This is a genomic window from Rubrivivax benzoatilyticus JA2 = ATCC BAA-35 (assembly GCF_000190375.1).
GTDB lineage: Bacteria > Pseudomonadota > Gammaproteobacteria > Burkholderiales > Burkholderiaceae_C > Rubrivivax > Rubrivivax benzoatilyticus.
In genome coordinates this window covers 1-10,460 of sequence record NZ_AEWG01000072.1, presented here as the reverse complement: position 1 = coordinate 10,460, position 10,460 = coordinate 1, and the positions used below count along the sequence as shown (strand labels likewise).

Here is a 10,460-nt window from a genome sequence, read left to right as displayed (position 1 = left end):
ACGAAGGCCGCAGGCTCGGCCAGCGGCGTCTCGGCCGCGGCGTCCTTCTTGGTCGTGCGCCGGCGGCGCGGCTTGGCCTCGGCCGCGGGTTCTGCCGCAACCTCGGGCGCGGGCGCCTCGGGAGCCGGCGCCGCCTCGGCGGCCGGCGCGACCTCGGCGGCGGGCGCCTCGGCCTTCTTGCGCGGCGCGCGCCGCTTCTTCGGCGCGGCCTCTTCGGCGGCAGGCGCGGCGGCGATCGGGTCCGGCGTGGATTCGGCGTCGTTCGAGCTCATGCGATCTCGTCGTTCAGGATTGGGTGTCGGGGCCGGACTCGCCCTGGGGCCGTCCGGTGATGGGGGCAGGCGCGTCGGCGCCCGGTGTCTCGGGGGTGGCGGCGGCCACGGCGTCGGCTTCGTCCAGCGGCAGCCGGGCCTGGCCGTCGCCGAGCAGCGAAGGCTGGTCTTCCAGCGCCTCGAGCATCGCCGTCGGCGCCTCGCCGCCGTCCAGCGGCGGCAGCTGGTCCAGGCTCTTCAGGCCCAGGTCGTCGAGGAACTGGCGCGTCGTCGCGTACAGCGCCGGGCGGCCGGGGGCCTCGCGGTAGCCGATGACCTCGACCCAGCCGCGGTCCTCGAGCTGCTTGACGATCTGGCTGCTGACGGTGACGCCGCGGATGTCCTCGATGTCGCCGCGCGTGACCGGCTGGCGGTAGGCGACGATGGCCAGCGTCTCCAGCGCCGCACGCGAGTACTTCGGCGGCTTCTCGGGGTTCAGGCGGTCGAGGTAGTCGCGCATCTCCGGCCGGCTCTGGAAGCGCCAGCCCGAGGCCAGCGCGACCAGCTCGACGCCGCGGCCCCGCCAGTCGGACGCCAGCTCGTCGAGCAGCGTGCGCAGCGTGTCGGCGCCGACCTGGTCGTCGAAGAGCACGCGCATCTCGCGCAGCGGCAGGGGCCGGTCCGCGCAGATGAGCGCCGTCTCGAGGACGCGCTTCGCCTCCGATGTGTTCATCGCCTGGGATGAGGGCCTGCGGGCGGCAGGCGGGTCGTTCGTTGGGTCGGGCCGGCGCGAGGGCCGGGGCGAGGAGTCGCCGTGGGTCGGGATCGCGCGGCAGCGGCCAGCAGCGCCCGGACATTGTCAATCGAGCGGGATTGTAACCCCAGCAATGGCCCGCCATGCCGCCGAGAAATCGGCCGGCGGCGGACAGACGAAGGACAGCGGCGCCCGCGTGAGCGGATGTTCAAGCTCCAGCCGCACCGCGTGCAGCGCCTGGCGCGCCATGCCCAGCGCCGGCCGGCCGCCGTACAGCGTGTCGGCGACCAGCGCATGGCCGCGCGAGGCCAGATGCACGCGGATCTGGTGCGTGCGCCCGGTGTGCAGCGTGCAGCGCACGGCGCTGACGCCGTCGTGCTGCGCCAGGCACTCGACGTCGGTGCGCGCCGGTTTGCCCGACGCGACGACGGCCATGCGCACGCGCGACACCGGGTCGCGGCCGACCGGCGCGTCGATGCGCTGCGTGGCCACGGCACCGTGCGCCAGCGCCAGGTAGCGCCGGTGCACGTCGCGCGCGGCGATGTCGCGCACCAGCGCCGTCACCGCCGGCAGGCTCTTGCCGACCATCATCACGCCCGAGGTGTCCTTGTCCAGGCGGTGCACGATGCCGGCACGCGGCAGCGTCGCGGCGGCGGCGTGGTGGGCCAGCAGGCCGTTGAGCAGCGTGCCCGACCAGTTGCCCGGCGCCGGGTGCACGACCAGCCCGGCGGGCTTGTCCAGCACCAGCAGGTGCTCGTCCTCGTACAGGATGGCCAGCGCCATCGGCTGCGGGCGGAAGGCGCGGCTCTCGTCGGTGGGGACCAGCTCGACTTCGACACGCTGGCCGGCCTTGACGCGCCGCGACGCGGTGCTCGCAGGCTGGCCGTCCACGCGCACGTGGCCGAGTTCGATCAGGTGCTGCAGGTGGCTGCGCGAGAACTCGCCGGCGATCGACACCAGCACGCGATCCAGGCGCTCGCCGTGGCGCGCGGTGTCGACGACGTCGCTGCGCGTCTCGACGGCATCGTCGGCGCCGCCGTCGTCCTCGGTGCCGTCCACCTGGGACGCCGGGACATCGTGCGCGAGCGACGGGGTCGCCTCCCTATAATCGGCCGCTTTTGGCACGCTTCCGGCACGCTTTCCGATGACCTTCTCCCAGAGGTGGCGCCTTGCGCCCGTAGCCGTTTCGACGGCCGTGATGGTGGCCACGCTGCTGGCAGGCTGCGGCTCGACCACCAAGGAAGAGCGCGCCGACGTGGCGGCCGAAAAATTGTATGCGGACGCCAAGGACAACATGGAGGCCGGCAGCTACGAGCCGGCCATCAAGGCCTTGTCGCGCGTCGAGGGCCTGGCCGCCGGCACGGTGCTGGCGCAGCAGTCGCAGATCGACCTCGCCTACCTGTACTGGAAGACCGGCGAGCGGGCCCAGGCGCTGACGACGATCGAGCGCTTCATCCGCCTCAACCCGTCGAGCCCGGCGCTGGACTACGCGATGTACCTGCGCGGGCTGATCAACTTCAACGAGGACATGGGCCTGTTCGGGCGCATCGCCCGGCAGGACCTGTCCGAGCGCGACCAGCGCGCCGCACGCGACGCCTACCAGGCCTTCAAGCAGCTCGTCGAGCAGTTCCCGCAGTCCAGGTACACGCCGGACGCCAAGCTGCGCATGGACTACATCGTCAACTCGCTGGCGGCCTACGAGGTGCACGTCGCGCGCTATTACTTCAAGCGCGGCGCCTACGTCGCGGCGGCCAACCGCGCGCAGCAGGCGGTGGCCGAGTTCCAGCGTTCGCCGGCGGCCGAGGAAGGCCTGTTCCTGATGGTGCAGAGCTACGACCGGCTGCAGCTCGTCCAGCTGCGCGACGATGCGCTGCGCGTGCTGCAGAAGAACTACCCCGACAGCCGTTTCCTGGCCCAGGCCATCGAACCCGAGAAGCGCCCCTGGTGGAAGCTCTGGTGAGGCCTGCGCCCCGCTGAACAAGGCCGCCCGAGGGCGGCCTTTTTGTCGTCAGTGCTCGGCGGCGAGCTCGTGCAGCCAGTCCAGCGCCTCTTCCTCCGAGCCCACCCAGGACATCGGCGGCAGCGCCGCGCGCAGCCGCGCGCCATAGCCCATCTGGCGCATGCGCGGGTCGCAGACGACGAGCAGGCCGCGGTCGGTCTCGGTGCGGATCAGCCGCCCGGCGCCCTGCTTCAGCGACACCGCGGCCTCGGCGACGAAATAGGCGTCGAACGGGTCGCGGCCCTCGGCGCGCAGCTGGCGCACGCGGGCCTCGACCAGCGGGTCGTTGGGCGGCGGGAACGGCAGCTTGTCGATGAGCACGCACTGCAGGGCGTCGCCCGGCATGTCGATGCCTTCCCAGAAGCTCTGCGAGCCGACGAGTACCGCACCGCGGCCGTCGCCGAAACGCTGCAGCAGCGCACGCCGCGGCTGGCTGCCCTGCACCAGGATCTCCAGCGCCTGGCCCTGCCACTCGGCCTCGGTGCGCAGCGCCTCGGCGATCTGCGGCAGCACGCGCAGCGTCGTCGTCAGCACGAAGGTGCGGCCGCCCAGCGCGCCGGCCAGCCGCGCGGCCAGCGAGCCCACCGCCGCCGGGTGCGCGGCTTCGTTGGGCTTCGGGAAGCGCGCCGGGATCCAGGCCCGGGCATGGTTCGGGTAGTCGAAGGGGCTGCCGACACGCAGCGTCGTCGCGTCCTCCAGCCCGGTGGCCGAGGTGAACCAGGCCAGGCCGTCGTCCTCGCCGAGCGTCGCCGAGGTGAAGATCCAGGCCCGCGGCGCCGCCTGGCGCTGCTCGGTCAGCATGTCGCGGATGTCCAGCGGCGACTCGACCAGCCGGGCCTGCAGCGGCGACAGGTCGATCCAGCGCACGCGGCCGTCGGCCGGCTCCTGAGCGAAACGTTCGGCCAGCTCGGCGATCGTGCGCACACGCTCCTGCAGGCGCACGAAGTCCGGGCCGACGGCGGCGACGCCGGCCAGCGCGTCGGCGGCTTCGTCGGCGGCCCGGGCCAGCGCCGCCAGCGGCTCCTGCAGCCGGCCGTCGCGGGCCCGTTCGTCCCAGCGCAGCTTGATCACGCCGCGCACCTCGCGCAGCGCGCCGGCGCAGGCCAGGCGCAGCTCGCGCGCCGCCTTCTCCAGCCCAGCCTGCAGCTCGTGCCAGGGCATCAGGCCGCGGGCCTGCGCCAGCCCGGCGGCCAGCAGGTCGCGGCCGACGTCGAGCACCTGGGCCGTGCCGAGCATCGTGCCGAGAAACTGCACGCCGGTCTCGACGAGCTGGTGGGCCTCGTCGAAGACCGCCGCGTCGACCGTCGGCAGCAGCTCGGCGACGCCGCTGTCGCGCAGCGCCATGTCGGCGAAGAACAGGTGGTGGTTGACGACGACGAGGTCGGCGGCCATCGCCTCGCGGCGGGCCTGCATCACGTGGCAGCTGCGGTGCTCGGGGCAGTCGGTGCCCAGGCAGTTGTCGCGGGTCGAGGTGACGATCGGGATCACCGGCGAACGTTCGTCCAGGCCTTCGAGTTCAGCGAGGTCGCCGCTGCGCGTCGACAAGGCCCAGGTCTCGACGCGCGCGAGCTGGCGCACGGCGAAGCGGTCGGGCAGCTCGGCCGTCGTGCGCGCATGGGCCAGACGGTGGCGGCACAGGTAGCTGGCGCGGCCCTTGAGCAGCGCCATGCGCACCGGCACGCCCAGGGCCTGCACCAGGCGCGGCAGGTCGCGCAGGAAAAGCTGGTCCTGCAGGCTCTTGGTGGCGGTGCTGACCAGCGCACGCCGGTCCGACAGCAGCAGCGGCACGAGGTAGGCGAAGGTCTTGCCGACGCCGGTGCCGGCCTCGGCGACCAGGGTGCCGCGCTCCTCGACGGCGCGGGCGACGGCCAGCGCCAGGCGGTCCTGCTGCTCGCGCGGCATGAAGTGGGCGTCGTGGCGCGCGAGCGCGCCATCGCTCGCGAAGGCCTCCGCGACGCGGTCGGCGAGGTCCTGGCTCACGCGGGCTCGGGCGGTTCGAGCGCGCCCTCCAGCTGCGCGATGCGGTCGCGCAGCGCGAGGCGGCGCTTCTTCAGGCGCCGCAGCACGAGGTCGTCGGACGGTGTCGCGACGGCATGGCGGTCGATCAGGTCGTCCAGGTCGGCGTGCTCGATGCGCAACTCGATGAGTAGCCTTTGCGGCGAATGCAGGTTGTCGTCCATTGCTCCGCACCGGGGGCCGGATGGCCGAGTTTATAGTCGGCCGCATGCCGCCACCCGCCCCTGCCCGGCCGACGTTCCGCCTGAACGCGACCACCGCCCTGCACCGCGGCGACCGCGCCTATCAGCAGGACCAGGTGGCCATCGTGCCGCACGCACGCGTCAACGGCTGCGCGCTGGCCGTCGTCGCCGACGGCATGGGCGGCAAGAGCGGCGGGCGCAAGGCCGCCGACCAGGTGCTGCTCACCGCACGCCAGCTCTTCGAGCGCTTCGTGCCCGGCGAGGACACGGCCGCCGACCTGCTGCGCCAGCTGGTGACCGAGTCGCACCTGATGATCAAGCTGACGGCGATCACCGCCGAGGAGGAGCCGCACAGCACCGTCGCGGCCTTCCTGCTGCAGCCCGACCTCGGCTGCGACGTGATCCACGCCGGCGATTCGCGCATCTACCACTTCCGCGGCGCCGAACTGGTCTGGCGCAGCACCGACCACTCCTTCGTGCAGCGGCTGATCGACGACGGCAAGCTCACCGAGGAAGCGGCCAACCACCACCCGCAGTCCAACCTGCTGACCGGCTGCCTGGGCACCCACGCGGACCCGCCGCTGACGCTGCACCGCATCGGCCGGCTCGAGCCCGGCGACACGCTGCTGGCCTGCAGCGACGGCCTCTGGCACTACTTCACGACCAAGGAGCTGGGCGCGATCGTGCATGCGCTGCCGCCGCGCGAGGCCGGCGAGATGCTGGTCAACAAGGCCCGGCAGCGTGCACGCGGCGGCGGCGACAACCTGTCGCTGGCGCTGACGCGCATCGAGGCGCTGAAGTAGGCGCGCTCAGTCCCGGGGAATCTCGGGACGGGACGGCAGCGGCGTGACCGGTTTCTTCGCCTTGGCGCGGCGCTGCGCTTCGCGCTCGGCGATCCGGGCCCGGTCGTCGGCCGCCTGCTGCCGCCGCTGCTCCGCCGCCTCGGTGCGGCGCTGGGCGCGCAGGGCTTCGTCGTGGGCCCGCGCGGCGCGTTCGGCCTCGGATGGTGCGGGCTGCAGGCGCGCCGCAGGCGCCGACGCGGCCTCGCGGATCACCGGCGCCGGCTGGGCGGGCAGCGGCGGGCGTGCCGCGGCTTCGCGCTGCTTGGCCTCGATCGCCTCCAGCCGCGCCGCGGCACGCCGGCGGCGCTCCTGTTCGTCGAGCACCAGCTCCTGGCTCTTCAGGACGCCCAGCGCCTCGCGCCGCCGTGCCTTGGCCTCGTCGACGCAGGCGGTGACGACGAACCGCGTGCGGCAGGCCGCTTCGTCGGCGGCATAACGCGACTCGGCGGCGGCACGCTCGCGGGAGATGCGCTCACGCTCGGCACGGACGTCGAGATCGGCCGCGGCGGCGGCACCGGCGGCCAGCAGCAGCGAGGCCAGCGCGACAGGGGAAAGACGGTCCATCGGCAGGAGTGTGCCCGAGCGCAGCATCACGGGGGCGCCCGTCAGGTCAGCGAGGTGTCGACCTCGCGGCGTTCGAGGCCCAGGTATTCGGCCGACTGCATCTCGCGCAGCCGCGAGACGGTGCGCGGGAACTCGTGCGCCAGCGGGCCGTCGGTGTACAGCGCCTCGGGCGGAGCCTCGGCCGAGACCAGGAACTTGACGCGCCGGTCGTAGAGCACGTCGACGAGCCAGGTGAAGCGCCGCGCCTCGCTGGCCAGCCGCGGCGGCATGCTGGGCACGTCCGACAGGATCAGCGTGTGAAAACGCGAGGCCAGCTCCAGATAGTCGTTCTGCGAACGCGGGCCACCGCACAGCGTCTTGAAGTCGAACCAGACCACGCCGCCGGCACGCCGGCGCGCACGCAGCTCGCGGTGCTCGATGTGCAGCAGCGGGTCTTCGTCGCGGGCCTCGGCCAGGCGCTCGAAGGCTTCGGCCAGCGCACGCTCGGCCGCGGCATCGGCCGGGCAGTGGTAAGTCTCGACGTGCTGCAGCGTGCGCTGGCGGTAGTCGATGCCCGCGTCGACGTCGACGACCTCCAGCTGCGTCTTCAGCAGCTCGATGGCCGGCAGGATGCGGTCGCGGTGCAGGCCGTTCGGGTACAGGCCGTCGGGGTGGAAGTTGGACGTTGTGACGATGCTGACGCGGTTGTCGAACAGCGCCTGCAGCAATCGGTGCAGGATCATCGCGTCGGTGACGTCGGCGACGTGGAACTCGTCGAAGCAGATCAGGCGGAAGCGCCGCGCGATGCGCCGGCCGAGTTCGTCCAGCGGGTCGGCGGTGCCCTTCAGGTCCTGCAGCTCGCGGTGCACCTCGCGCATGAACTCGTGGAAGTGCAGCCGCGTCTTGCGCACCAGCGGCACGGCCTGGAAGAAGCAGTCCATCAGGAAGCTCTTGCCGCGGCCGACACCGCCGACCATGTAGACGCCGCGCGGGATCGGCGGGCGCACCAGCAGCTTGGTGAGGCGGTTGCCGCGCCGCGCCTTGTAGTCGGCCCACTCGCGCTCGCAGCGCTCGAGCGCGTCGATGGCGCGCAGCTGCGCCGGGTCGGACTGGTAGCCGCGTTCGGCCAGCGTGGCCTCGTACAACGCTCGGACGCCGGACATGTGCGTGTCTTCGAGGGAGGATCGACAGGGTCGCGGATGCTAGCCGCCCGCGGCGGCCGCGAGGCTGCGGCCACGCAAGCGCACGCAGGGCTGGCCAAGGCCGCCCCGCGTGCCCCGCACTCAGAAATTCAGCGTGCGCTTGTCGACGGCCAGCGCCGCTTCCTTCACCGACTCGGCCAGCGAGGGGTGGGCGTGGCAGATGCGCGCGATGTCCTCGCTGCTGGCCTTGAAGGCCATCGCGACGCAGGCCTCGGCGATCAGCTCGCTGGCCATCGGGCCGACGATGTGCACGCCGAGGATCTCGTCGGTCGCGGCGTCGGCGAGGAACTTGACCATGCCGGTCGTGTCGCCCAGCGCACGCGCGCGGCCGTTGGCCATGAACGGGAAGGTGCCGGCCTTGTAGGCGCGGCCCTCGGCCTTGAGCTGCTGTTCGGTCTTGCCGACCCAGGCGATCTCGGGGCTGGTGTAGAGCACCCAGGGGATCAGTCCGAAGTCGACGTGGCCGTGCTGGCCGGCGATGCGCTCGGCGACCGCCACACCCTCCTCCTCGGCCTTGTGCGCGAGCATCGGCCCGCGCACGACGTCGCCGACCGCCCAGACGCCCGGCAGGTTGGTGCGGCACTCGTCGTCGACGACGATGGCGCCGCGCTCGTCGAGCTTCAGGCCCACGGCCTCGGGGTTCAGGCCGGTCGTGTTCGGCACCCGGCCGATGGAGACGATCAGCTTGTCGACGTCGAGCGTCTTCTCGGCGCCCTTGGCGTCGGCGTAGGCGACGCTGACGCCCTTGGCGCCGGTCTTGATCTCGCCGATCTTCACGCCCAGCTCGACCTTCAGGCCCTGCTTGGCAAACGCCTTCTGCGCCTCCTTGGCGATCTGCTCGTCGGCCGCGCCGAGGAAGGCCGGCAGCGCCTCGAGCACCTGCACCTCGGCGCCCAGGCGGCGCCAGACCGAGCCCATCTCCAGGCCGATGACACCGGCGCCTATGACACCCAGCTTCTTGGGCACCGCGCCGATGCGCAGCGCGCCGTCGTTGCTGAGGATCTTGTCCTCGTCGAACGGCAGGCCCGGCAGCGCGCGCGCGCTGGAGCCGGTGGCGACGACGACCTGCTTGCCGGTCAGCAGTTCGTCACCGACCGCGATCTGGTAGCCGCCGTCGACCGCCTTCACGAACGAGCCACGGCCGTGGAAGAAGCTCACCTTGTTCTTCTTGAACAGGTAGAGGATGCCGTCGTTGTTCTGCTTCACGACCTGGTCCTTGCGCGCGACCATCTTCGCGACGTCGATGGACAGGCTCTTCAGGCCGATGCCGTGCTCGGCGAAATGCTTGGCGGCGTGCTCGTAGTGCTCGCTGGACTGCAGCAGCGCCTTGCTCGGGATGCAGCCGACGTTGGTGCAGGTGCCGCCCGGGGCCGGGCCGCCCTTGTCGTTCTTCCACTCGTCGACGCAGGCGGTGGTGAAGCCGAGCTGGGCGGCGCGGATCGCGGCGATGTAGCCGCCCGGGCCGCCGCCGATGACGATGACGTCGAAATTCTTGGACATGAGGTCTTTCTAGACGGGATCCTCGGGCACGAAGATCCACAGCAGCAGGTACAGCAGCACGCCGGTGCCGCCGAAGAGGGCCAGGCCGGCGGTGACGAGGCGCCAGATCCAGGCCTCGACGCCGGTGGCACGCGCCAGGCCGCCGCAGACACCGCCGAGCCAGCGGTCGCCGCGGCTGCGGCGCAGCCGGTTGACGGCGTCGAGGGCCGGCGCTGGCGCGGCCGCGCCGGCGAGCAGCCGCGCCTTGGCGCGAGCGAACTCCTCGTCGCTCAGCACGCCGCGCTGGCGCAGTTCGTCCAGGCGGGAGAGTTCGTCGGCCAGGCTCATCGTGCGCTCAGAGGTCGAACAGCAGACGCGACGGGTCTTCCAGCGCTTCCTTCATCGCCACCAGGCCGAGCACGGCCTCGCGGCCGTCGATGATGCGGTGGTCGTAGGACATCGCCAGGTAGTTCATCGGGCGCACGACGATCTGACCGTTCTCGACCACGGCCCGGTCCTTGGTGGCGTGCACGCCGAGGATGGCGCTCTGCGGCGGGTTGATGATCGGCGTCGACAGCATCGAGCCGAAGACACCGCCGTTGCTGATCGAGAAGGTGCCGCCGGAGAGCTCTTCGATCGACAGCTTGCCGTCGCGGGCCTTGGCGCCGTACTCGGCGATCTTCTTCTCGATGTCGGCGAACGACATCTGGTCGGCGTTGCGCAGGATCGGCACCACCAGGCCGCGCGGCGAGCCGACGGCGATGCCGATGTCGAAGTAGCCGTGGTAGACGATGTCGTTGCCGTCGACCGAGGCGTTGAGCACCGGGTACTTCTTCAGCGCCGCGACCGCGGCCTTGACGAAGAAGGACATGAAGCCGAGCTTGACGCCGTGTTCCTTCTCGAAGCGCTCCTGGAAGCGCTTGCGCATCTCCATCAGCGGCGCCATGTTGACCTCGTTGAAGGTCGTCAGGATGGCGTTGGTGGCCTGCGACTGCAGCAGGCGCTCGGCGACACGGGCGCGCAGACGCGACATCGGCACACGCTGCTCGGGGCGCTCGCCGAGGTTGACGGCGGGCGCGGCCACCGGGGGCAGCGGCTTGGCGACGGCCGGGGCGGCGGGCGCGGCGACCGGCGCGGCGGCCTTCGGTGCAGCGGGCGCAGCCAGCGCGCCGAGCACGTCGCCCTTGGTGAC

The 10,460-nt window shown here is 72.2% G+C and carries 11 protein-coding genes and 1 pseudogene; 2 read left to right on the top strand and 10 right to left on the bottom strand.

The window, feature by feature from the left end; all coding sequences use genetic code 11:
- The 3 genes and pseudogenes from RBXJA2T_RS07980 to RBXJA2T_RS07970 form a co-directional block, all read right to left on the bottom strand.
- Window positions 1–272: pseudogene (locus RBXJA2T_RS07980) on the bottom strand (pseudouridine synthase); the annotation flags it as partial.
- Between the two features lie 13 nt (window positions 273–285).
- Window positions 286–984, bottom strand: coding sequence for an SMC-Scp complex subunit ScpB (gene scpB / locus RBXJA2T_RS07975; RefSeq protein WP_009856829.1), 699 nt, complete (start codon window positions 982–984; stop codon window positions 286–288).
- Between the two features lie 126 nt (window positions 985–1,110).
- The gene (locus tag RBXJA2T_RS07970) at window positions 1,111–2,064 is read right to left on the bottom strand and encodes an RluA family pseudouridine synthase (protein WP_009856828.1); all 954 of its coding nucleotides are present in this window, start codon (window positions 2,062–2,064) and stop codon (window positions 1,111–1,113) included.
- A gap of 85 nt (window positions 2,065–2,149) precedes the next feature.
- Between RBXJA2T_RS07970 and RBXJA2T_RS07965 the strand changes: the two genes are divergently transcribed.
- Window positions 2,150–2,965 (top strand): outer membrane protein assembly factor BamD, encoded by an 816-nt coding sequence (locus RBXJA2T_RS07965; RefSeq protein ID WP_029718327.1) that lies wholly within the window; start codon window positions 2,150–2,152, stop codon window positions 2,963–2,965.
- A gap of 48 nt (window positions 2,966–3,013) precedes the next feature.
- Here RBXJA2T_RS07965 and yoaA read toward each other — a convergent pair whose 3' ends face one another.
- Complete coding sequence (gene yoaA, locus RBXJA2T_RS07960; RefSeq protein WP_009856826.1) at window positions 3,014–4,984, bottom strand: DNA repair helicase YoaA; 1,971 nt, start codon at window positions 4,982–4,984, stop codon at window positions 3,014–3,016.
- A complete protein-coding gene (locus RBXJA2T_RS07955; RefSeq protein WP_029718326.1) occupies window positions 4,981–5,184 on the bottom strand; it encodes a YdcH family protein in 204 nt (67 codons plus the stop codon). The genes yoaA and RBXJA2T_RS07955 overlap by 4 nt, the downstream gene beginning before the upstream one ends.
- 44 nt (window positions 5,185–5,228) lie before the next feature.
- Between RBXJA2T_RS07955 and RBXJA2T_RS07950 the strand changes: the two genes are divergently transcribed.
- Complete coding sequence (locus tag RBXJA2T_RS07950; RefSeq protein WP_009856824.1) at window positions 5,229–6,005, top strand: PP2C family protein-serine/threonine phosphatase; 777 nt, start codon at window positions 5,229–5,231, stop codon at window positions 6,003–6,005.
- A 6-nt stretch (window positions 6,006–6,011) separates the two neighbouring features.
- Here the strand turns inward: RBXJA2T_RS07950 and RBXJA2T_RS07945 are convergent, their stop codons facing one another.
- The 5 genes from RBXJA2T_RS07945 to odhB form a co-directional block, all read right to left on the bottom strand.
- Window positions 6,012–6,608, bottom strand: a complete 597-nt coding sequence (locus RBXJA2T_RS07945) for a flagellar biosynthesis protein FlhF (protein ID WP_138938814.1) — start codon at window positions 6,606–6,608, stop codon at window positions 6,012–6,014.
- A gap of 41 nt (window positions 6,609–6,649) precedes the next feature.
- Window positions 6,650–7,750: a cell division protein ZapE gene (zapE, locus tag RBXJA2T_RS07940; protein WP_029718325.1), complete on the bottom strand. Its 1,101-nt coding sequence runs from the start codon at window positions 7,748–7,750 to the stop codon at window positions 6,650–6,652.
- A 120-nt stretch (window positions 7,751–7,870) separates the two neighbouring features.
- Window positions 7,871–9,289, bottom strand: a complete 1,419-nt coding sequence (gene lpdA, locus RBXJA2T_RS07935; RefSeq protein WP_009856821.1) for a dihydrolipoyl dehydrogenase — start codon at window positions 9,287–9,289, stop codon at window positions 7,871–7,873.
- Between the two features lie 9 nt (window positions 9,290–9,298).
- On the bottom strand, window positions 9,299–9,616 hold the full coding sequence (locus RBXJA2T_RS07930) for a PspC domain-containing protein (protein ID WP_009856820.1): 318 nt from the start codon (window positions 9,614–9,616) through the stop codon (window positions 9,299–9,301).
- Window positions 9,617–9,623: 7 nt separating this feature from the next.
- On the bottom strand, window positions 9,624–10,460 hold an 837-nt coding region (odhB, locus tag RBXJA2T_RS07925; protein ID WP_009856819.1), incomplete at its 5' end, for a 2-oxoglutarate dehydrogenase complex dihydrolipoyllysine-residue succinyltransferase.

Bases quoted from the DNA above. Each gene is read 5' to 3' on its own strand.
- zapE (WP_029718325.1), bottom strand. From the start codon at position 7,750: ATGTCCGGCGTCCGAGCGTTGTACGAGGCCACGCTGGCCGAACGCGGC.
- lpdA (WP_009856821.1), bottom strand. From the start codon at position 9,289: ATGTCCAAGAATTTCGACGTCATCGTCATCGGCGGCGGCCCGGGCGGC.
- RBXJA2T_RS07950 (WP_009856824.1), top strand. From the start codon at position 5,229: ATGCCGCCACCCGCCCCTGCCCGGCCGACGTTCCGCCTGAACGCGACC.
- RBXJA2T_RS07945 (WP_138938814.1), bottom strand. From the start codon at position 6,608: ATGGACCGTCTTTCCCCTGTCGCGCTGGCCTCGCTGCTGCTGGCCGCC.
- RBXJA2T_RS07930 (WP_009856820.1), bottom strand. From the start codon at position 9,616: ATGAGCCTGGCCGACGAACTCTCCCGCCTGGACGAACTGCGCCAGCGC.
- RBXJA2T_RS07955 (WP_029718326.1), bottom strand. From the start codon at position 5,184: ATGGACGACAACCTGCATTCGCCGCAAAGGCTACTCATCGAGTTGCGC.
- scpB (WP_009856829.1), bottom strand. From the start codon at position 984: ATGAACACATCGGAGGCGAAGCGCGTCCTCGAGACGGCGCTCATCTGC.
- RBXJA2T_RS07965 (WP_029718327.1), top strand. From the start codon at position 2,150: ATGACCTTCTCCCAGAGGTGGCGCCTTGCGCCCGTAGCCGTTTCGACG.